This window comes from Rhizobium sp. CIAT894, assembly GCF_000172795.2.
Lineage (GTDB): Bacteria > Pseudomonadota > Alphaproteobacteria > Rhizobiales > Rhizobiaceae > Rhizobium.
Window position 1 is genome coordinate 861,691 of the sequence record NZ_CP020947.1, and the last position, 20,391, is coordinate 882,081.

General features: G+C 63.8%; 18 protein-coding genes. 11 read left to right on the forward strand and 7 right to left on the reverse strand.

What is annotated here, in order from left to right:
- Positions 1-204 precede the first annotated feature (204 nt).
- Complete coding sequence (locus RHEC894_RS04205) at positions 205-642, reverse strand: nucleoside deaminase (protein ID WP_010068858.1); 438 nt, start codon at positions 640-642, stop codon at positions 205-207.
- Between the two features lie 90 nt (positions 643-732).
- Between RHEC894_RS04205 and RHEC894_RS04210 the strand changes: the two genes are divergently transcribed.
- Genes RHEC894_RS04210 through RHEC894_RS04220 form a run of 3 tightly spaced genes read left to right on the forward strand, consistent with a single transcriptional unit; the run spans position 733 to position 4,199 of the window.
- A complete protein-coding gene (locus RHEC894_RS04210) occupies positions 733-2,763 on the forward strand; it encodes a pseudouridine synthase (RefSeq protein WP_085736379.1) in 2,031 nt (676 codons plus the stop codon).
- Positions 2,744-3,304 carry a 16S rRNA (guanine(966)-N(2))-methyltransferase RsmD gene (gene rsmD, locus RHEC894_RS04215; RefSeq protein WP_010069357.1) on the forward strand — a complete coding sequence of 187 codons (561 nt, stop codon included), beginning with the start codon at positions 2,744-2,746 and terminating at the stop codon, positions 3,302-3,304. The genes RHEC894_RS04210 and rsmD overlap by 20 nt, the downstream gene beginning before the upstream one ends.
- A gap of 13 nt (positions 3,305-3,317) precedes the next feature.
- Positions 3,318-4,199: a patatin-like phospholipase family protein gene (locus tag RHEC894_RS04220; protein ID WP_010069358.1), complete on the forward strand. Its 882-nt coding sequence runs from the start codon at positions 3,318-3,320 to the stop codon at positions 4,197-4,199.
- A 12-nt stretch (positions 4,200-4,211) separates the two neighbouring features.
- Here RHEC894_RS04220 and RHEC894_RS04225 read toward each other — a convergent pair whose 3' ends face one another.
- The gene (locus tag RHEC894_RS04225) at positions 4,212-6,023 is read right to left on the reverse strand and encodes a monovalent cation:proton antiporter-2 (CPA2) family protein (RefSeq protein WP_085736380.1); all 1,812 of its coding nucleotides are present in this window, start codon (positions 6,021-6,023) and stop codon (positions 4,212-4,214) included.
- 119 nt (positions 6,024-6,142) lie between these two features.
- Between RHEC894_RS04225 and RHEC894_RS04230 the strand changes: the two genes are divergently transcribed.
- The 6 genes from RHEC894_RS04230 to lpxK all read left to right on the forward strand — a co-directional run bounded on the left by RHEC894_RS04230 (position 6,143) and on the right by lpxK (position 12,188).
- Positions 6,143-7,489, forward strand: coding sequence for a TldD/PmbA family protein (locus RHEC894_RS04230; RefSeq protein ID WP_085736381.1), 1,347 nt, complete (start codon positions 6,143-6,145; stop codon positions 7,487-7,489).
- 184 nt (positions 7,490-7,673) lie between these two features.
- Positions 7,674-8,483 (forward strand): 3'(2'),5'-bisphosphate nucleotidase CysQ, encoded by an 810-nt coding sequence (locus RHEC894_RS04235; RefSeq protein ID WP_085736382.1) that lies wholly within the window; start codon positions 7,674-7,676, stop codon positions 8,481-8,483.
- Between the two features lie 62 nt (positions 8,484-8,545).
- Positions 8,546-8,785, forward strand: coding sequence for a DUF4170 domain-containing protein (locus RHEC894_RS04240; RefSeq protein WP_010069294.1), 240 nt, complete (start codon positions 8,546-8,548; stop codon positions 8,783-8,785).
- Positions 8,786-8,986: 201 nt separating this feature from the next.
- A complete protein-coding gene (gene waaA / locus RHEC894_RS04245; RefSeq protein ID WP_085736383.1) occupies positions 8,987-10,306 on the forward strand; it encodes a lipid IV(A) 3-deoxy-D-manno-octulosonic acid transferase in 1,320 nt (439 codons plus the stop codon).
- Positions 10,307-10,315: 9 nt separating this feature from the next.
- Positions 10,316-11,038, forward strand: coding sequence for an HAD family hydrolase (locus RHEC894_RS04250; RefSeq protein ID WP_010069296.1), 723 nt, complete (start codon positions 10,316-10,318; stop codon positions 11,036-11,038).
- A gap of 106 nt (positions 11,039-11,144) precedes the next feature.
- Positions 11,145-12,188, forward strand: coding sequence for a tetraacyldisaccharide 4'-kinase (gene lpxK / locus RHEC894_RS04255; protein WP_085736384.1), 1,044 nt, complete (start codon positions 11,145-11,147; stop codon positions 12,186-12,188).
- A gap of 115 nt (positions 12,189-12,303) precedes the next feature.
- Here lpxK and RHEC894_RS04260 read toward each other — a convergent pair whose 3' ends face one another.
- Positions 12,304-12,534: a DUF2093 domain-containing protein gene (locus RHEC894_RS04260; RefSeq protein WP_003570032.1), complete on the reverse strand. Its 231-nt coding sequence runs from the start codon at positions 12,532-12,534 to the stop codon at positions 12,304-12,306.
- A 171-nt stretch (positions 12,535-12,705) separates the two neighbouring features.
- The gene (gene mutL / locus RHEC894_RS04265; RefSeq protein ID WP_010069217.1) at positions 12,706-14,508 is read right to left on the reverse strand and encodes a DNA mismatch repair endonuclease MutL; all 1,803 of its coding nucleotides are present in this window, start codon (positions 14,506-14,508) and stop codon (positions 12,706-12,708) included.
- A 205-nt stretch (positions 14,509-14,713) separates the two neighbouring features.
- Here mutL and RHEC894_RS04270 point away from each other — a divergent pair, with 205 nt between their 5' ends.
- The gene (locus RHEC894_RS04270; RefSeq protein WP_085736385.1) at positions 14,714-16,459 is read left to right on the forward strand and encodes a response regulator; all 1,746 of its coding nucleotides are present in this window, start codon (positions 14,714-14,716) and stop codon (positions 16,457-16,459) included.
- Positions 16,460-16,598: 139 nt separating this feature from the next.
- Positions 16,599-17,960 carry an EAL domain-containing protein gene (locus RHEC894_RS04275; RefSeq protein WP_085736386.1) on the forward strand — a complete coding sequence of 454 codons (1,362 nt, stop codon included), beginning with the start codon at positions 16,599-16,601 and terminating at the stop codon, positions 17,958-17,960.
- Positions 17,961-18,015: 55 nt separating this feature from the next.
- Here the strand turns inward: RHEC894_RS04275 and RHEC894_RS04280 are convergent, their stop codons facing one another.
- From RHEC894_RS04280 to RHEC894_RS04290, 3 genes are all read right to left on the reverse strand, one after another.
- Positions 18,016-18,621 carry a PRC-barrel domain-containing protein gene (locus tag RHEC894_RS04280; protein WP_085736387.1) on the reverse strand — a complete coding sequence of 202 codons (606 nt, stop codon included), beginning with the start codon at positions 18,619-18,621 and terminating at the stop codon, positions 18,016-18,018.
- A gap of 232 nt (positions 18,622-18,853) precedes the next feature.
- Complete coding sequence (locus RHEC894_RS04285) at positions 18,854-19,741, reverse strand: SMP-30/gluconolactonase/LRE family protein (RefSeq protein WP_085736388.1); 888 nt, start codon at positions 19,739-19,741, stop codon at positions 18,854-18,856.
- A 4-nt stretch (positions 19,742-19,745) separates the two neighbouring features.
- Entirely contained in the window at positions 19,746-20,378 is a 633-nt protein-coding gene (locus tag RHEC894_RS04290; RefSeq protein WP_085736389.1) for a 2-dehydro-3-deoxy-6-phosphogalactonate aldolase, read from the reverse strand.
- Positions 20,379-20,391: the final 13 nt, after the last annotated feature.

Below are 20,391 nucleotides of genomic sequence, written 5' to 3' on the forward strand. Positions count from 1 at the left end.
CTGCCGGCACCTTCTCCCCGCTCGCGGGGCGAAGGGGGCAAGCCGCAGCCTCTCCATTCCCCACCAACCTTTCGCAGGGCATGTCCCCTCGCCCCGTTTACGGGGGTCCGCAGGACGGGTCGAGACCCGTGGCTCGACCCCGGCAAGGGTTAGGGTGAGGGGCAGCCATTGGCCCGACAGCCCAAGATGATGGCGCACCTGAGGCTACGGCGCCTCTCTCTTTTGCGAAAAGAATCTCCGCAAAATCTCCGCCGATTGCACCTCGTTGAAACCAGAATAGACCTCCGGGGCGTGGTGACAGGTCGGCTGCGCATAGAACCGCACGCCGTTGTCGACACCACCGCCCTTCGGGTCCTCGGCGCCGTAATAGAGCCTGCGGATGCGCGCAAACGAGATGGCTGCCGCGCACATGGTGCAAGGCTCGAGCGTCACGTAGAGATCGGCGCCGGCCAGGCGCTCCTGTCCGAGCGCTTCGCAGGCCAGCCGGATTGCGGCGATTTCGGCGTGTGCGGTCACGTCATTGAGTTCGCGCGTGCGGTTTCCCGAGCGCGAAACGGCAATATCGTCGATGACGACGACGGCGCCGATCGGCACCTCGCCGCGTTCTCCGGCAGCCCGCGCCTCTTCGAGCGCCATCTCCATGAAACGATTTGTCTTCACGATCGCACGAATTTCCACTTAACCGCAGATGCGTGACCTGATAGACAGGCCCAAAAGGCAGGCAAACAACAAATGACACCCAAAGACAAGCCAAAACGCCCGGGCGCAAAGCCGTTTTCACGGGACACCGAGCCGAAGACCGGCGGCAAGCAGGGCGGCGGCAAGCCGGCAAAGACTGCGATCGCCGCCGAGACCGACGGCGACGCGAAGGCAGAACGCATTTCCAAGGTGATGGCGCGCGCCGGCGTCGCCTCCCGCCGCGACATCGAACGCATGATCATGGAAGGCCGTGTGACGCTGAACGGCAGGGCTCTCGACACGCCGGTCGTCAACGTCACGCTGGCCGATCGCATCGAGGTCGACGGCGTGCCGATCCGCGGCATCGAGCGCACCAGGCTGTGGCTTTATCACAAGCCGGCGGGCCTGGTGACCACCAATGCCGATCCGGAAGGCCGCTCGACCGTCTTCGACAACCTGCCGGAAGAACTGCCGCGCGTCATGTCGATCGGCCGCCTCGATATCAACACCGAAGGTCTGCTGCTGCTGACCAATGACGGCGGTCTTGCCCGCGCACTCGAGTTGCCGGCGACCGGCTGGCTGCGCCGCTACCGTGTCCGCGCCCACGGCGAGATCGATCAGGAAGCGCTCGACAAGCTGAAAGACGGCATCGCTGTCGACGGCGTGCTCTATGGTTCGATCGAGGCGACGCTCGACCGCACGCAAGGCTCCAACGTGTGGATTACCATGGGCCTTCGCGAGGGCAAGAACCGCGAAATCAAGAACGTACTCGGCGCCCTCGGCCTCGACGTCAATCGGCTGATCCGCATTTCCTATGGCCCGTTCCAGCTCGGCGATCTGCCGGAAGGCCATGTCATCGAGGTGCGCGGCCGCACGCTGCGCGACCAGCTCGGCCCGCGCCTGATCGAGGAAGCCAAGGCGAATTTCGACGCGCCGATCTATAATGCGCCGGCCGTTGCCGCCGAGGAAGAGGCTGATGCCCCAGCCCCGGAAAAGCGCGAGCAGCGTCCGCGCCGCGACGAGGACAAGCGCGAACGGGCGCTGAGCCGCCTCGACACCAAGCGCGACGATCGCCGCGGTGGCGGGCGCAAGGATGACGACCGCCGCGATGGCGGCCGCTTCGACGACGACAAGCCGAAACGTCCCCAGCCGCTCGGCCAGCGCCGCAGCGCCAATGTCTGGATGGCGCCGGGTGCCCGGCCGCTCGGCGAAAAGGCTGCGGCGAAAGCCGCCAAGAATGAGCAGACCGCGCGCCGGCGCGGCGAGCAGGCGCCGGCAAAGAGCGCCGGTTTCCACCATATCGAGGATCGCCCGCGCACGCAGATCAACCGTGTGCGCGAGGAGGACGGCGAATGGATCCGCTCGAGCGAGGAGCCTCACCGCAAGGATGAGGGCGAGGGCCGCGGCCGCAAGCGCTCGTTCGGGGATCGTCCGGCCCGCGAAGACCGCGGTTTTGGCGACCGCCCGGCGCGCGGCGAACGCCGTCCCCGCGAAGGCGGGGATGAACGTCCGCGTGCCAGAAGCTCTGCCGGCGAAGGCCGTTCGGAGCGTCCGCGCGGCGACCGGCCTTTCGGTGATCGTCCCTCACGCGGCGATCGTCCCTTCGGCGACAAGCCGCGCGGCGACCGCAAGCCGCGTGGCGATGGTGACGAGCGTCCCCGTGCCGCCAGAGCCGCCACCGGTGAGGCCCGCTCGGAGCGCCCGCGCGGCGACCGGCCTTTCGGCGATCGTCCTTCACGCGGCGATCGGCCGTTCGGTGACAAGCCGCGTGGTGATCGCAGGCCGCGCGAGGATGGCGACGAACGGCCGCGCGCAGCCAGGAGCTTTGCCGGCGAGGGCCGTTCCGAACGTCCGCGCGGCGAAAGGTCGTTCGGCGACAAGCCTTCGGGTGATAAGCCCCGCGGTAAAGGTTTTGCCGGCAAGCCCGGTGGGGCCAAGAATTTTTCCGGCAAGCCGAAAGGCGCCAAGTCGAGTGGCAGCAGGCCGGGCGGTGACCGGCCGGGCGGCGACAGGCCCGCGGGCGGGCCGTCCAGAGGTGGTGGAAAAGGAAAGGGAATGACGCGCGGTGCGGATCGTCGGCGGTGAGTTTCGCGGACGGCCTCTCGCCGTGCCAAAATCCAACGAGATCCGGCCGACTGCCGACCGGACGCGCGAGAGCCTGTTCAATATATTGAGCCATGCCTATCCGGACTGCGTCGACGGCACCCGGATCCTTGACCTTTTTGCCGGCACTGGCGCCGTCGGTCTCGAAGCCGTCTCGCGCGGCTGTCGCCATGCGCTCTTCGTCGAAAACAGCGTCGAGGGCAGGGCGCTGCTCTGGGAGAATATCGATGCGCTCGGCCTGCACGGCCGCACGCGCATCCTGCGCCGGGATGCCACCGATCTCGGCAGCGTCGGCAATCTCGAGCCCTTCGACGTGCTGTTTGCCGATCCGCCCTATGGCAAGGGCCTCGGCGAGAAGGCGATGGCTGCCGCCGCCATGGGCGGCTGGCTGCGGCCGGGCGCGATCGCGGTGCTCGAAGAACGCGGCGATATTGTCGTTTCCGTGCATCCTTCCTATGTCTTCCTCGAAAACCGCATCTTTGGCGATACGAGGGTGCATTTCTTCCGGTATCAGCCGCAATAAGCGGGGGCGGGGCGTGCAGCAGGCAGAGATCATCAGCCCGAAACTGCCTGCGATCAGCGATCTTCCAACGGTCGCTGTCGCTTTCGGCGGCGGCGGCGCGCGCGGGCTTGCCCATATCCATGTCATCGAGACGCTCGACGAACTCGGTATCCGGCCGGTGGCGGTATCCGGCTCGTCGATGGGCGCGATCATGGGGGCCGGCATGGCTGCCGGCATGTCCGGCGCCGAAATCCGTGAACATGCGCTGGCGACCGTCGGCAACAAGACGGCCGTCGTCAGCCGCATCTGGGGCCTGAGACCGACGACGGTGCGCGATGCGGTGGCCAAGGGCATCCGCATCGGCCAGTTCAATCTGGAGCGGATCCTCAAGGCCTTCCTGCCCTCCGAACTGCCGGCCCGCTTCGAGGATCTGCTGGTGCCGATGAAGGTCATCACCACGGATTATTACGGGCAAAGCGAAGTCATCATCGAAGAGGGCGAGCTGTTTCCGGCCCTCGCCGCCTCTTCCGCCATCCCAGCCGTCTTCATGCCGGTGCGCCTGCGCGGCCGGGTGATGATCGACGGCGGCATCAGCAATCCGGTGCCCTACGAACCGCTGATGGATCTTGCCGACATCGTCGTCGGCATCGATGTCGTCGGCGCGCCGGAGGGTGACGGCACGCATATTCCAAACCGCATGGAAAGCATCTTCGGTTCCGGCCAGCTGATGATGCAGACGGCGATCACGCTGAAACTGAAGCTGCGCCCGCCGCACATCTTCCTGCGCCCGGCGGTCGGGCGCACCGGCGTCATGGATTTCCTCAAGGCCCGTGACGTGCTGGCCATGTCGGTCGGCGTCAAGGACGAGTTGAAATTCGCCCTCGACCGCGAGATCGAAGCGCGGCTGAAGCGCTGATGTTCTCTTAACTTACGCCTCCGCCGTCGCATCGGCGGTGCCTGCCAACGGGTCGTCCTCGAAGGGATCGGCGGCGCGTTTCGGCTTGACCAGCGGTTCGGGGCGGACGGGATGGGAAAACAGCATGTCGCGCCCGGCCTGCAGCCCTTCGGACACCTGCAGCACCAGGCGTGCCTCGTCGCGCTTGCGGATATCCTCGCCGATCTCATAGGCGTCGACCTCGGAAACGCCGAGCGCCTCCAGCGTCCGCCGCCCGAAGAGCAGGCCCGATTCCAGCGTTTCGCGCAGCTCGTAATCGACGCCCTTGTTGCGCAGTTCGATCGAATGGATGCGGTCATAGGAGCGCACGTAGAGACGCGTGTGCGGATAGTCCGCCTGCACCAGCTCCACCACCTTGTCGGTGATCTCCTTCTTCTGAGTGCAGACGAGCACGATCTTTGCCCGGTCGATGCCGGCCGAGCGCAGCACGTCCTTGCGGGCGCCATCGCCGAAATAGATGCGGAAACCGAAGGAGGAGGCCTGGCGGATGCGGTCCGCCGAAAAATCGATGACGGTGACGCTGCGCCCGCCGGCAAGCAGGATCTGGGCGGCGATCTGGCCGAAACGCGAGAAGCCGACCATCAGCACGTCGGCGCCCGCGCCCTCGAAATCCTCGTCCAGCTCCTCATGCGCGTCGCCGCGCAGCAGCCGCTTCGAAAGGGCCGCCCCGATCGGCGTCAGCGCCATGGACAGCGTGACGATCGCCACCAGCAGCGATGCGGTGCTCGTCGACATCAGCCCCGCGGTACCCGCCGTGGTAAACAGCACGAAGCCGAATTCGCCGCCCTGCGGCAGCAGGAAGGCGATGCGGATCGCATCGTCATGCGGAGAACCTGAGATCCGGCAGAGTCCATAAATGATCACCGCCTTGACCGCCATGACGATCGGCACGGTGACGATGACGAAGAGCACGTTGTCGGCAAGAACCTCGAGCTCCAGCGACAGGCCGACGGCGATGAAGAAGATAGCGAGCAGGACGCCGCGGAAGGGCTCGATATCTGCCTCCAGCTCGTGCCGGTAGGAGGATTCGGCCAGCATCACGCCGGACAGGAAGGCGCCCATCGCCATCGAAAGCCCGGCAAGCTGCATCAGGCTTGCCGATCCCATGACGACGAAGAGGGCTGCCGCGATCATCGCCTCGCGCGCGCCGGTCCGGGCGATGACCTGGAAGAGCGGCGTCAGCAGGTAACGCCCCATCAGGATCATCGCCGCGACGGCGCCGATGGCGACCGCAAAACCGAGCAGCGGCGCATTGCTGCCCCTGCCGCCGTCGAGAATGGTGATCAGCGCCAGAAGCGGCACGATCGCCAGGTCCTGGAACAGGAGCATCGAGAAGGAGCGCTGCCCATATCGCGTATTGACGTCGCCATCGCCCTCGAGGATCTGCATGGCGAAGGCGGTCGAGGACAGGGCCAGGCCAAATCCGGCGACGATGCTGCCGCGCCAGTCGAAAACCTCCGAAAACCAGGCGAGCGCCGTCAACGCCAGCCCGGTCACCACCACCTGCGCCGTGCCGAGGCCGAAAATGTCGCGCCGCATCTGCCAGAGGCGGCTGGGTTTCAGCTCCAATCCGATGATGAACAGCAGGAAGACGACGCCGAGTTCGGCGACGTTGAGGATCTGCTCGCCATCGGTGATGCCGTGGAAGACCGGGCCGATGACGATGCCGGCAGCGAGATAGCCGAGCACGGTGCCGAGCCCGAGCTTCTTGAAGATCGGCGCGGCCACAACCGCTCCGCCGAGCAGCAGGATCGTTTCGGAAAAAAGGGCATTGGGCGCGGACATGCTGGCGATTTCTTTCGACGGCGGAGAACATGCAGCCAGCCCCGATAAAGAATCGGTGGCGGCGGCCTTGATGCTTGGGAGAGTGCACAATAAATGGAAGCCGAAGGAAAGGCCAAATCATGTCCTCTGAAATCGATTCCTCGACACTTCTTTCCCGCGCAAGTCAATTGATCGATCTGGCGAGGAAGGCAGGGGCGGATGCTGCCGACGCCGTCGTCGTCCGGTCGCGCTCGCAATCGGTCAGCGTCCGTCTCGGCAAGGTCGAGGGCACGGAATCTTCCGAAAGCGACGATTTTTCGCTGCGCGTCTTCATCGGCAAGCGCGTCGCCAGCGTTTCGGCCAATCCGGGCTTCGATCTCAAGGCGCTTGCCGAACGCGCCGTCGCCATGGCCAAAGTCTCACCGGAAGATCCCTTCGCTTGCCTGGCGGACGAGGCGAGCCTTTCGAAATCCTATCCCGACCTGCAACTGCTCGATACCACCGAGGTCTCCTCCGAGATGCTGCGCGAGGCGGCTCTTGCCGCCGAGACGGCGGCGCTTGCGGTCAAAGGTGTCACCAATTCTTCCGGCGCCGGCGCCTCGGCCGGCATGGGCGGCCTGGTTCTTGCCACCTCGCACGGTTTTGCGGGCAGCTACATGGCTTCGCGTTTCGGCCATTCCGTCAGCGTCATCGCAGGCGAAGGCACCGGCATGGAGCGCGATTATGATTTCGACAGCCGCCTCTATTATGCCGAGCTCGACGAGCCCGCCGAAATCGGCCGCCGCGCCGGCGAACGGGTGATCAAACGCATCAATCCGCGCCAGGTGCCGACCGGCAAGGACGTCACCGTCATTTTCGACCCGCGCGTCGCCCGCGGCTTCGTCGGCCATATCGCCGGCGCGATCAATGGCGCTGCCGTTGCCCGTAAGTCCAGCTTCCTGCGCGACAGGATGGGGCAGCAGGTGCTGAAATCGGGCCTGTCGATATCAGACGATCCATTGATCGTGCGCGGCCCGGCCTCGCGGCCCTTCGACGGCGAAGGCGTATCGGGCGAGCGGCTTGTGATGATCGAGGACGGGGTCTTGAAACATTGGTTCCTCTCCACCTCGACCGCCCGCGAGCTGGGTCTGGAAACCAACGGCCGCGGCGTGCGCGGCGGCACCGCCGTCTCGCCGTCCTCGACTAATCTTGCGCTGGAACCCGGCGACGTCTCGCCGGAGGAGCTGATCCGCAGCGTTGGCAATGGTTTTTATGTCACCGAATTGATCGGCCACGGCGTCAACATGATCACCGGTGAATATAGTCGCGGCGCCACCGGCTTCTGGATCGAAAACGGCGAACTGACTTTCCCGGTGTCCGAGGTGACGATCGCCTCGAACCTCAAGGAGATGTTCATGCGCCTGACGCCGGCAAACGACATCGACCGCAAATTCGGCGTCGCCGCCCCGACCTTCGCCATCGAAGGCATGACGCTTGCAGGGCGCTAGAGCAATTCCAGCAAAAGTGTGTGAGCGGTTTTGCGTCCGGAATTGCGTTAGAACAAAGAGCAGTCCCGCAAAACTGAGCTGCGCGTCCGCAATTGCATAAAGCAGAGACATGATGCCGAAAAGTTTGAGTGGTTTTCGGGCGATATCATGCTCTCGGGGTTGAATTGAGAAACGGATTGATGGGATGAGCGATAGCAACAAGGACCGCTGGCAGAGCGATCTGACGCTGATCGCCGATGCCGCGAAAGAGGCGGGTGCGGTGGCTTTCGGCTTCTTCAACCAATCGCCCGAGGTCTGGTGGAAAAACGGCGACCGCTCGCCTGTCAGTGCTGCCGATTTCGCCGCCAACAAGACGCTCGAGACCATTCTGCGCAAGGCGCGGCCGGATTATGGCTGGCTGTCCGAAGAAACCGACGACGATGCCGGCCGCCTCTCGCAGGACACGCTGTTCATCGTCGACCCGATCGACGGCACACGCGCCTTTCTCGGCGGCCAGAAGGTCTGGTGCGTCAGCGTCGCGGTCGTTCATCGCGGCCGGCCGGTCGCCGGCGTGCTCTATGCCCCGGCGCTCGAAGAACTCTATGAGGCCGTCGACGGCGGCGTCGCGCTGAAGAACGGCGTGCCCTTCACCGTCTCTGCCGCGGGACCGGAGGACACGAGCCGCCTCGCGATCGGCGAGGACCTGTTGAAGACCTTTCCGGTTGAATTTCGCGACCGGGTCAGCCGCCAGAAACACATTCCCTCGCTTGCCTATCGCATCGCCATGGTGGCGGACGGTCGCCTCGAAGCCACCTTCGTCAAAAGCAATTCGCATGATTGGGACCTCGCCGCAGCCGATCTCATTCTGGCTTGTGCCGGCGGCGGCCTCGTCGATCTCGACGGCCGGCCGGTCGTCTACAACAGCGCCGACGTGACCCACAAGGTACTCTGCGCAGCCCCCGCGTCGCGCATCGATGAATTCCTCACGGCCTTTGCGGGGCGAAGAGACAGTTGACGTTTCCGTCAAAATCCCGCAGATGGGATGACGGAGGAGAACAGGCAGAAAGAGAACAAAAAATGACTGAATCCGGTGACAAGAAGCAGCTTTTGCATCTCGTTTTTGGCGGCGAACTGGAAAGCCTCGATGACGTCCAGTTCCGGGATCTGAAGGATCTCGATATCGTCGGCATTTTCCCGGATTATGCCACGGCGCTGACAGCCTGGAAGTCGAAGGCGCAGCAGACGGTCGACAATGCGCATATGCGCTACTTCATCGTCCATATGCATCGTTTGCTCGATCCGCAGGAAAAGGCCTGAGGCAACTGACCTCGGCGAGCGACCTCGGCCAAGGCCATCCGCAAGTGCCGCCGGCGACCTCCGGCGCGCAGGGTTTTCGCGTATCGGGCGCGCGTCGTTCCGGATTGCCTGACGCATTCTGAACAAATTGATCGGTCATTGCGGCCGCAACGATAATGAGGGAATGGGTTTGATGTCGATCTTGGATCGGAGGCTGGCGCAATGAGCTCCCGGATGGCTCGGTTCGGTCTGAGCGCATACCGTCTGGCGGGAACCGTGGCCTCTCCTGTTGTCGGCCTCTATATCACCTACCGCACGGCCAAGGGCAAGGAAGACCGGGCGCGCCGCCTGGAGCGCTTCGGCTATCCGAGCGCCAACCGGCCGCAGGGCCCGCTCGTCTGGTTCCATGCCGCAAGCGTCGGTGAAACCAATGCCGTCATCCCGCTGATCCGCGAAATCCGCCGCCGCGACATCCATGTGATCCTGACCACCGGCACCATCACCTCCGCCAGACTCGCCGCCGAGCGGCTCGGCAATGAGGCGATCCATCAATATGTGCCGCTTGATCTGAAGCCCTCCGTCAGCCGCTTCCTCGACTATTGGCAGCCCGATTGCGCCATCATCGCCGAATCCGAGATCTGGCCGGCAACCGTGCTGGAACTCGGCCGCCGCCGCATTCCGCAGATCCTGATCAATGCCCGCATGTCGGACCGCTCCTTTGCCCGCTGGCGCCGCCGCCCGGCGATCGCCGAAGCCCTGTTCGAGAATCTGGCCCTCGTCATCGCCCAGTCGGATATGGATGCCGAACGTTTCCGCGATCTCGGCGCCGTCCCGGTCATCACCTCGGGCAATCTGAAGGTCGATACCGACGCACCGCCTTACGACAGCGCTGTCCTTGCCCGCTACAAGAAGCAGATCGGCGAGCGCAAGACCTGGGCGGCGATCTCGACCTTCGACGGCGAGGAGAATGCCGCCGCCATCGTCCATCGGGCGCTGAGAGAGCGCGATCGTCAATTGACGATCATCGTGCCGCGTCACCCCGAACGCTGCGACGAGATCGAGGCGGCCCTGGTCAAGCAGGGGCTGAAGATCGCCCGCCGCACCCGTGACGACGTCCTGTCGGCCGATGTCGATATTTTCCTCGGCGATACGATCGGCGAAATGGGCCTCTATTTGCGACTGACGGAAATCGCTTTCGTCGGACGCTCGCTCTTTGCCGAAGGCGGCCAGAACCCGCTGGAGCCCGCCATGCTCGGCTGCGCCGTCCTCTCCGGCGGCCATGTGCAGAATTTCCGCGAGGCCTATCAGAAGCTTGCCCGCAGCGGCAGCGCCCGCATGGTGCGCGATACCGAGATGCTGGCCAAGGGCGTGCACTACCTGCTGATCAACGACGAAGCCCGCCGCAACATGATCGAGGCCGGCATCACCGCCGTGCACGAGATGCGCGGCGCGCTGACCGCCACCGTGAAGGGGCTGGAACCCTATATCAATCCGCTGACGGTAAAGGCGCGGCTGTTGCCCAAGGCCGTGGCCCAGCTCTAAGGATATATCATGTCGGCAGCCTCTCCTATCAAAGGCATTCTCTTCGACAAGGACGGCACGCTGCTCGACTATGACGAGAGCTGGCTGCCTGTGAACCGCGAGCTTGCCCGCATTGCCGCGCAAGGAGATCCGCTTCTGGCCGACCGGCTGCTGGCCGCCTGCGGCATGGATCCGGTCACCGGCCATATCGTTCCCGACAGCCTGCTTGCCGCCGGCAATACGCGCCAGATCGCCGAGGGTCTGGTTGCCGCGGGCTCGATGGTCGATGTTGGCCAACTGACGGTGCGCCTCGACGAACTCTTTTCCAACGCCGCCGAATTTTCCGTGCCGGTGACCGACCTCGCCGGCTTCTTCGCAAGGCTGCACGGACGCGGTTTCAAGCTCGGCGTCGCCTCCAGCGACAACGAGCGTTCGATCCGCCAGACGGCGGAACGCTTCGGTTTTGCCCGCTATGTCGATTACATCGCCGGCTATGACAGCGGTTTCGGCGTCAAGCCGGAGCCGGGCATGGTGCTCGGCTTCTGCGCCGCGACCGGTCTTTCGCCGGAAGAGGTGGCGATGGTCGGCGACAACAATCACGATCTGCACATGGGCCTGAATGCCGGCACCGGGCTGAGGATCGCCGTGCTGACCGGCACCGGTTCGCGCGATTCGCTTGCCGCGGCCGCCCATCACGTGCTCGACGATATCACCGCCATCGAGACGCTGTTGCCGGATCTGCAGCCGGCCTAAACCTGTAAGGACTTGCATTTTCATCGGTTTTGGCTTCTCAATCCGACCCGGGCGAAAAGCGCGGGGTTCGACCGTCGCCAGCCGGGCAGGGGAGCAGAACGGCAAGATGATATCCGAAGCGCCGCCGTTCTGGTGGAGGAAAGCCGATTGGCGGGCCTGGCTGCTCGTGCCGCTTTCCTTTCTCTACGGCCGTATCGCCGGCCATCGCATGGCCCATGCACGCCGCGCCTCCGTTCCCATTCCCGTCATCTGCGTCGGCAATTTCACCGTCGGCGGCGCCGGCAAGACGCCGACGGCGCTGACCATTGCCCGTGCCGCCAAGGCCAAGGGGCTGAAGCCGGGTTTTCTCAGTCGCGGCTACGGCGGCTCGCTCGATGTGACGACGGTGGTCGATCCCGATCATCACCGCGCCGTCGCCGTCGGCGACGAACCCTTGCTGCTTGCCCAGGAGGCGCTGACGGTGATTTCCCGAAAGCGCGTCGAGGGTGCCGCCCGCCTGGTGGCGGAGGGCGCCGATCTCATCATCATGGACGATGGTTTCCAGAGCGCCCGGCTGGCGATCGACTATGCCTTGCTGGTCATCGACGCGACCCGTGGCCTCGGCAACGGCCATATCGTGCCGGGCGGCCCGGTCCGGGCGCCGATCCGTCAGCAGCTGCGTCATGCGACGGCCCTGCTGAAGGTCGGCGGCGGCAATGCCGCCGACGGGATCGTACGCATGGCGGCGCGCGCCGCAAAGCCCTATTTCACCGCATCGCTGAAAGTGCGCGGCGACAACACGCTCGCCGGCATGAAGGTGCTCGCCTTCGCCGGCATTGCCGATCCCGCCAAATTCTTCCGTACGGTCGAATCGCGTGGCGCCGAAATCGCCGTTGCCAGGAGCTTCGGCGACCACGAGCATCTGACCGAAGAAGAGATCGACGACCTTCTGACGACCGCCGAGCGGCAAGGCCTTCTGATCGTCACGACATCAAAGGATTTCGTTCGCCTCTCCGGTCATCCCGGCAAGGCGGCTGAGCTTGCCGAAAAGAGCCGGGTGATCGAGGTCGACATGGTGTTCGAGGATCATCTCGCCCCGAGCCTGATCATCGACCGGGCGATCGTTGCCTGCCGCGAACGGCGGCTGCGGGAAATGAAGGCGAAACGTTAGAGCAATTCCAGGAAAAGTGTGAAGCGGTTTTCCCAACGCAAAGCGCGAAGCGCTTTTGCCGGGAATTGCGTTAAAGTTAGAGCGGTTCTGCGCTTCCGCGAAAACCTGAACCGCTCTAGCGCCGCTGGTTCGGCAGCACGCCGGCGCGTTTGTCGGCTTCGATCGCCGAGATCACGTCGGCATAGGGTTCCTGGCGGGCGACGCTCCAGTAGCGCAGCTCGTCGAGCGGGACCTGCTTTCCCGTCATCGCGCAGACGACATAGGAGCCGGGCGAGAGAATCTGGAAATCGCCATCGAGATACCGGATCTTCGCTTCGCGGTTTCCGTGCCCTTCGAACAAATTCATGCGCTCCGTTCCCTGCAGTCTTTCATTAAAGCATGTCGCGCAAAACTGTGCCGCGGTTTTGCGATCACGACATGCGGAACACCAAAATCCTAAAGCGTGATAAGCCAATCTGAAAGATCGCGACACGCTTTAGTCTGCCATACTCCCGCAAAGGCTGCTTTTCCAGCTTTTTTAGCTTCTGCCGAAAAGCCGCTCGATATCGCTGAGCTTCAATTCGATATAGGTCGGCCGGCCATGATTGCACTGGCCTGAGCCTGGCGTCACTTCCATTTCGCGCAGCAGCGCGTTCATTTCCTCCGGCCGCAGCCGTCGCCCGGAGCGCACCGATCCGTGGCAGGCCATGGTCGCCGCCACATATTCGAGCTTGGCCGACAGGCCCGACGCCGTGTCCCATTCGGCGATCTCGTCGGCAAGCTGGCGGATCAGGCCATGTGCGTCGACCTCGCCGAGCATGGCCGGCGTCTCCCGCACGGCAATCGCCCCGGGGCCGAAACGCTCGATCGAAAGGCCGAGTTCGGAAAGCTCGGCCGCATGCTGCATCAGCCTGTCGCAATCCTCTTCCGGAATGTCGATGATCTCGGGAATGAGCAGCACCTGCGAGGCCAGCCGCTTCGAATGCAGCGCCTTGCGCATCGCCTCGAACACCAGCCGCTCATGCGCGGCATGCTGGTCGACGATCACGAGCCCGTCCTCGGTCTGGGCGACGATGTAATTTGCATGGATCTGCGCCCGCGCCGCGCCGAGCGGATAGCGCGCGGCTGGTTCGGGGGCGGCCGGCTGCGGCGAAAATTGCGGCTCGGCCCGCGCCGTCGGCATCGACAGCCCGTCGAAGGATGCCTGCGGCCGTTCACTGAGACCCATTGCCGGCTGGTAGGGCCGCGACGGCGATGTCTCAGCCGACCATGCCGTCTGCGGCCGCGGCGCGTAGGACTGAAAGCCCGGGCGGAAGGCGCGCAGCATATCGCTTGCCCCAGTCGTTGCCGCCCGGCTGCCGTCTCGCGCCAGCGCCTCGCGGATAGCGCCGACGATCAGGCCGCGCACCAGGCCGGGATCGCGGAAGCGCACGTCGGATTTGGCCGGATGGACGTTGACGTCGACGAGAGCCGGATCGAGCGTGATCGACAGCACCGCTACCGGGTAGCGTCCTGATGGGATCGTCTCGGCATAGGCGCCGCGGATTGCCGAAAGGATCAGCTTGTCCTGCACCGGCCGGCCGTTGACGAAGGCATATTGGTGGGCGGAGTTGCCGCGGTTGAAGGTCGGCACGCCGGCAAAGCCGGTCAGCGAAATCTCTTCGCGCACGGCGTCGAGCGCGATGGCGTTGTCGCGGAATTCCTTGCCGAGCACCTGCGCCATGCGCGCCAGATGATCGTCGCCGGTCGCCGGAAATTCCAGCGTCGCGCGGTCCGAGCCCGACAGCACGAAGCGCACGGCGGGAAAGGCGATCGCCATGCGCTTGACGATCTCGGTAATGGCGCCGGCCTCGGCCTTCTCCGACTTCAGGAATTTCAGCCGCGCGGGTGTGGCGAAGAACAGGTCGCGCACCTCGACGATCGTGCCGGGATTGGCGGCGGCCGGGCGCAAATGCGTGATCTTGCCGGCGTTGACGGCGATCTCGTGGCCGCCGGCGCTGTCGCGCCTGCGGCTGGCGATGCTGAGCCTTGCGACCGAGCCGATCGAGGGCAGTGCCTCGCCGCGGAAGCCGAGCGTGCGGATATCCTCGAGCGTGTCGGATAATTTCGAGGTGCAGTGGCGCCGGACCGCCAGTTCCAGATCGGCCGCGTCCATGCCCGAGCCGTTGTCGCTGACGCGCAGTAGCGCCTTGCCGCCGCTCGCCGTGGCGATCTCGATGCGCGTGGCACCCGCATCGAGCGCGTTTTCGATCAGTTCCTTGGCAGCGCTCGCCGGCCGTTCGATGACTTCGCCGGCGGCGATCTGATTGATGAGCGTTTCGGAAAGCTGTCTGATGGCCATGGGCTATTTTCGAGGATTCGGGGTTCGGAGGGAAGGGGCTTCGACAGGCTTTCCCAAAGCGTGATCCAGGGCTCTTCCCAAACTTGGGGATCGCTCCCCAAAATTTGGGGAACGCTAATGTTAAGCCGGTTTTAACATAAAAATGGCATTTATATTCATATACCTCCGGAAGCTGCGAAATCGAACAGATGTGGGACGCAATGGAATGAGTGCCGGCTTCGAAAAGGCGGACACATCATCGGAAACCGACGGGATTTCCGCCGACGTCGATCTTCAGACGGCGCTTTTCGATGTGGTGTGCGACAGCCTTTCGGCCGCTTTCATCATCTATGACAAGAACGATCATCTGATCTTCGCAAGCCGCCAGACTCTGCAATTCTTCCCGCTGCCGCCGGAGATGCTGAAATCAGGCACGCGGCTTCGCGATTTCCTCGGCGCGGTCTACGACACCGGCATTCGCCAGCAATATGACGTCAAGCAGCGCGGCTCGCTCAGCCGCGAGGACTGGCTGTCGCAGAAAATCGCCTCGCATTGGCGCGAGCGCTTCGAATCCGTCGAGCGCCACGGCGCCGACAGCTGGGTCCGTTTCGCCAAGCGCAGGCTGCCGGGCGGTTACGGCGTCACCATCATTTCCGATATTTCCGAAGACAAGAAGCGCGAAGAGCAATGGCGCTCGGACCTGGAGCGCGTGCAGCTCACCGAGGATATTCTCGACAATCTGCCGTTCCCGCTTTTCGTCAAGGACCGCAACCTCACCTATGTCGCGGTCAACCTTGCCTTCTGCGAGAAATATCAGACGACCGCCGACGAGGTGCTCGGCCGCAAGAGCGCCGATCTCTTTTCCGACGAGATCGCCAAGCGCTTCGAAGAAAGCGACCGTCACGTGCTGGAGACCGGCGAGATGTCGATCTCCCGCCAGCGGCAGATCTCCCGCGACGGCATCGAGCGCGATATCGTCAGCCGCAAGCACCGCATCGGCAAGCCGGGCCGCTATTTCCTGGTGTCGACCATGCAAGACCTGCCGCGCGACGGCGCCGATCTCGAGGAGTTCGGCCGGGCATCGGCGATCACCACGTCGAGCAATCAAAGTTACCGCCGGGCCTATGTGCCGATGCCGAGCGCCGTCGAGCGCCGTGAGCCGGCGGCGATGGAAGCGATCGTTCCGGAGAATTTCTCCGGCCGCAAGGTCCTCGTCGTCACGGCCGACCTCGCCGCCGAGACCGCCGCTTTGCGCACACTGTCGAAATACGGTTTCGAATCCTGCTCGGTCCGCGGCGAGGACGAGGAGGAGCGGTTCCTGGAAATCGCCACCTCCTCCGGCATTTCGCTCGATCTCTTGATCATCGACAATCAGATGGGCATGCGCTGCCTTGAGCTCGCCGAGCAATACGGCATCCCGTCACTTGTCATGGACGGCTTCCAGATCGCCAACGAGCTCACCTTCCAGATCGCCCGTCATTTCAACCGCAACAGCCGCAACAGCAGCACTGGCGCGGATACGGATTGGGAAATCAGCATTTCCGACGATGTGGTCGCCCTGCAGGTTCTCGTCGCCGAAGACAATGATATCAACCAGATCGTTTTTTCGCAGATCCTCGAGGGCCTCGGTTATCGTCATATGATCGCCGCGACCGGCGACGAGGCCGTGCGCCTCTGGGCCGAGCACCGGCCGCAGATCGTGCTGATGGATATTTCCCTGCCGGGCTTCAACGGTTTCGAGGCCGCCCGCCTGATCCGGCAGATGGAGGAAGCCGGCGGCGCAGCCCGTACCCCGATCATCGGCGTTCTTACCCAGGCCTTCGAAAGAGACCGCGCCGAATGCGTCAAAGCGGGCATGGACGATGTCATCATGAAACCCGTCAGCCCCGACATGCTCGAGGCCATATTTCAGAAACACCTGATGGATGAGGCGATGCGCGCCGCCGCGGTTGCGGGATCGCGACATGCCTGAAAACAAAGAGATTTAATCGGGCACACCGTCAACTCCCCAGATTTAGGGCGTTTCAAGCAGCAATGCCCACTGATTTACTATCGAATTGTTAAGACATGCCGGTCATTCTTTGCATGGCGCGGGAAAGCTCGGGTGGAGAATGAAATCGGCGGAAACAGCTTTCTTGACCGTCGGTCAGAATGAGCTTCAGGCGATGGCCTATACCGATCCGCTGACCGGATTGGGAAATCGCAATCGCCTGCGCGACAAGGTCTTGCAGATCTCCTCCGAGCGCGCCAGCGATCCGGCCCCCTTCACCATCGGCATCGCCAATCTCGACAGTTTCAAGCCGATCAACGATCTCTTCGGCTCGACAGCCGGCGATGAGATCCTGTGCCAGGTCGCCCATCGCCTCCGCGCCTGCATTCCGGATGGCGCATTGGTCACCCGCCATGACGGCGATGAATTCGCTTTCGTGCTGCCGCTGATTTTCGAGCGCGCGAGTGCCGAGAAATTCGGCCAGATGATCCGCGAGGTTCTGTCGGCCCCCTATGATCTCGGCGACCGCAATGTCCGTCTCTCCGCCTCCCTCGGCTTTGCCATCTACCCGTTCGCCGGCGAGGATTGCGAGGAACTGCTGAAGAGTGCGGAAACCGCGCTTTACCGTTCCAAGCGCCGCGGCCGCGGCCAGATCACCGTCTATTCGCGCGAAATCGCCCAGGAAATGAAGCGCGCCACGCAGTTGGAGCAGGCGTTGAGAAACGCCATCATTTCAGACGCGATCGATGTGCATTTCCAGCCGATCGTCTCGCTGTCCAACAACCAGGTGGTCGGCTTCGAGGCGCTGGCGCGCTGGAATGATCCCGATCTCGGTTTCGTTTCGCCCGGTGTCTTCGTGCCGCTCGCCGAAGAGCGCGGTTTTATCGATGCACTGTCGGAGGCGCTGCTGCGCAAGGCCGCCGAAGCTGCCCTTTCCTGGCCGCGCGAACTCTTCCTGTCCTTCAATCTCTCCTCGGCCCAGCTGATGGATCCGGGCACGAGCGGCAGCGTATTGTCGATCCTCGGCCGCGTCGGCTTCGATCCGCATCGCCTGGAGCTTGAAATTACCGAGACTGCGGTGATGAGCTCGGCCGATACCGCCCATCGCATCATCGCCGATCTCCGCGCCGCCGGTGTGCGCATTTCGCTCGATGATTTCGGCACCGGCCAATCCAGCCTGGGGCGCCTGCGCGACTTCATCTTCGACAAGATCAAGATCGACCGCGCCTTCGTCTCGCGCATCAACTCCGACCGCGCCTCCGAACATATCATCAAGGCGATCCTGACCATGTGCGACGGCCTGGAGCTGGAAGTGGTGGCCGAAGGCATCGAGGATTATGCCGAGGCTGTGAAGCTGCGCACGCTCGGCTGCGGCATGGGCCAGGGCTATCACTTCGGCCGTCCGGCAGACGGGATCGCCACACTGCGCTTCCTGCATGAGAATTATTACGATCCGGCCATGGCGGAGCGTGCCAGCGCATAAAACGATGGCGCCCTCCGGGGAGCGCCATCGCCTACGCTGTACTACCGCGCGCGGTTTACTTAGCCGTGGTCGAGCCGGTCGCCGTGGTATCGGTGCCGGTCGCAGCCGGGGCCTTTTCCGCCGACTGCATGGCAAGCGTCTTGAACTCGGGGGCGGCCTTCAGCGATTCAGCCGTTTCGCTCGTCGTCAGCTTGACGCTGCCGTCCTGGGTGTTCTGGGCGACGGTGATCTTTTCCATCGGCACGGCGACATTCTTTTCGCCGATACCGAGGAAGCCGCCGACGCCGACGATCGCAGCGACGAAGCCGCCGTCCTTCTTGAGGATCAGGTCGTTGACGCTGCCGATGCTTTCATTGTTGCCGTTATAGACCGACTGGCCGATATAGGTGTTGGCGCTGACCTGGTCCGGCGCCTGTTCCGTGATATAACCGGCCTGAGCCGTGTCTGCCGTCGGTGCTGCGGCCGGAGCCTGTGCGGCATCGCCTGCGGGCTTGGTGACGTCAGGGGTGATCGCCTTCGGTGCTGCCGGATCGGCGGGCGCTGCCTGGGTCGGAGCGGCCGGATCGGCCGGTTTCGGAGCCGTCTGCGAGAATGCCGCCGGCGCGAAAGCCGTGGCAAACAGAGCGCCAGCGGCAACGGTCGTCAGAAGTTTGCGTGTCATTTCGAACCTACCTTCATTTCCCTAGAGTGATTTCTGACGCGGCAATGCCTGTTCCAGGTCTCCTTGCCGTGCCGGTTCGAAGAGGAAATGACCGGTGCGCCGATTGGTTCCGGTTGAAAACACGGAAAATTTCTCGATTCTCACGGAACTTTTATCGCCGAACCGCCCCTGAAAACGAAAAGGCGCCCCGGTCGGGAGCGCCTCTGGCCGGCAAAATTCAGATGGCCCGGTTTCAGATCACATAGACCGGATCGAACACACCTTTGACCTCGATGCCGAGTTCCAGCAGCGCGCCGGCACTGGGCTGCGCCGATCGGGCATCCTCGTCGAGCCCTTCCCAGGCTGTCGTCACCGCCAGCCGGTCGGCATTGACGCCGATGAAGGCCGGGCAGGAGGGCTGGACGGCGGGAACCTTGTAGCGCGAGATGCGCAGCCCATCGGGATTGTAACGATCGACGACGCCGGCGCCCCAGCGGGCATTCCAGATATAGCCGTCGGCATCGACCACCGAGCCGTCGATGTCGCCGGGCTCGTTGGCGCTGTCGACCAGCACGATCGGCTCGCCAGCAGGCAGGCCGGTCTGCGGGTCGACCATGACGCGCATCAGCCGGTTGAGGCGCGAGTCGGTATAATAGCCGATCGTGCCGTCGGGCGAGAAGCAGATCGAATTCGGGATGCTGATGCCGTTGAAGATCTTGGTCACCTTGCCGCCGGCGACATGATAGATGGCGCCGGCCTGGTTTTCCGCGCGCTTGCTCATCGTGCCGATCCAGAGCGCACCGGAAGGATGGGTGCGGCCGTCGTTCGAACGGTTTTCCGGCCGGTCGTTTTCGAGCGCGGCGTAAAAGGTGAGCTTGCCGCTCGCCACATCGCGGACGAAAAGCCCTTCTTCCGTCGCGATCAGCTGCCGCCCGGCGTCGATACGGGCAAGCACGCTCGCCATGGCAGGCAGCGGATGCACCTTTTTCGCGTTCGTCGAAAGATTGAGCTCGTGCAGTTCCTTGCCGAGGATGTTGAACCACCAGACGGTATTGCTGTCCGGATCATAGGTCGGGCCTTCGCCGAGAACGGAGTTGGTGTTGCAAAGGGTCTTGCCCTCGAACTCATAAATGTCGGTCATACGCTCACGCTCCAATGGCTGCATCATAGGCGTAAATGGTCGCCTTGGCGCGCTCGGCAACCTCCGACGCGGTCATTCCCGGCTTGTAGAGGCTGGTGCCGAGGCCGAAGGCGAAGATGCCGGCTTTGGTATAATCGCCGAAATTCTTGTCCGATACGCCGCCGACGGCGGCAATCGTCAACTCCGGCGGCAGGATGGCCCGGATCGCCGTGATGCCGGAAGGGCCGAGAACGCTCGCCGGAAAAAATTTAAGACCGGTGGCGCCGGCGCGCGCCGCCGCCAGCGCCTCGGTGGGCGTGAAGACGCCGGGCATCGTCACCATGCCGTATTGACGCGCCCGGATGATCACCTCGGGCTCGACATTCGGGGTGACGAGCAGCTTGCCGCCGGCCGCGTTCAGGCTGTCGACCGCCTCGACCGTCAGCACCGTGCCGGCGCCGATCAGCACCTCGGCCGGCGCCAACTTGGCGGCGATCTCGATGGATTTGAACGGTTCGGGCGAATTGAGCGGGATCTCGATCGCCGTCAGGCCATTGTCGATCAAGGCGCCGACGATGCTCTCGGTCTCGTCGGGCCGGATGCCGCGAAGGATGGCGATCAGCGGGCGCTTCATCTCGGGGAAGGGGATACGGTTCATCGTGTCGGCTTTC

Excerpts from the sequence above, each read along its gene's own strand:
- RHEC894_RS04205 (WP_010068858.1), bottom strand. The coding sequence starts at position 642 with ATGGAGATGGCGCTCGAAGAGGCGCGGGCTGCCGGAGAACGCGGCGAG.
- RHEC894_RS04210 (WP_085736379.1), top strand. The coding sequence starts at position 733 with ATGACACCCAAAGACAAGCCAAAACGCCCGGGCGCAAAGCCGTTTTCA.
- RHEC894_RS04225 (WP_085736380.1), bottom strand. The coding sequence starts at position 6,023 with ATGTCCGCGCCCAATGCCCTTTTTTCCGAAACGATCCTGCTGCTCGGC.
- RHEC894_RS04230 (WP_085736381.1), top strand. The coding sequence starts at position 6,143 with ATGTCCTCTGAAATCGATTCCTCGACACTTCTTTCCCGCGCAAGTCAA.
- RHEC894_RS04235 (WP_085736382.1), top strand. The coding sequence starts at position 7,674 with ATGAGCGATAGCAACAAGGACCGCTGGCAGAGCGATCTGACGCTGATC.
- RHEC894_RS04240 (WP_010069294.1), top strand. The coding sequence starts at position 8,546 with ATGACTGAATCCGGTGACAAGAAGCAGCTTTTGCATCTCGTTTTTGGC.
- waaA (WP_085736383.1), top strand. The coding sequence starts at position 8,987 with ATGAGCTCCCGGATGGCTCGGTTCGGTCTGAGCGCATACCGTCTGGCG.
- RHEC894_RS04250 (WP_010069296.1), top strand. The coding sequence starts at position 10,316 with ATGTCGGCAGCCTCTCCTATCAAAGGCATTCTCTTCGACAAGGACGGC.
- lpxK (WP_085736384.1), top strand. The coding sequence starts at position 11,145 with ATGATATCCGAAGCGCCGCCGTTCTGGTGGAGGAAAGCCGATTGGCGG.
- RHEC894_RS04260 (WP_003570032.1), bottom strand. The coding sequence starts at position 12,534 with ATGAATTTGTTCGAAGGGCACGGAAACCGCGAAGCGAAGATCCGGTAT.
- mutL (WP_010069217.1), bottom strand. The coding sequence starts at position 14,508 with ATGGCCATCAGACAGCTTTCCGAAACGCTCATCAATCAGATCGCCGCC.
- RHEC894_RS04270 (WP_085736385.1), top strand. The coding sequence starts at position 14,714 with ATGAGTGCCGGCTTCGAAAAGGCGGACACATCATCGGAAACCGACGGG.
- RHEC894_RS04275 (WP_085736386.1), top strand. The coding sequence starts at position 16,599 with ATGAAATCGGCGGAAACAGCTTTCTTGACCGTCGGTCAGAATGAGCTT.
- RHEC894_RS04280 (WP_085736387.1), bottom strand. The coding sequence starts at position 18,621 with ATGACACGCAAACTTCTGACGACCGTTGCCGCTGGCGCTCTGTTTGCC.
- RHEC894_RS04285 (WP_085736388.1), bottom strand. The coding sequence starts at position 19,741 with ATGACCGACATTTATGAGTTCGAGGGCAAGACCCTTTGCAACACCAAC.
- RHEC894_RS04290 (WP_085736389.1), bottom strand. The coding sequence starts at position 20,378 with ATGAACCGTATCCCCTTCCCCGAGATGAAGCGCCCGCTGATCGCCATC.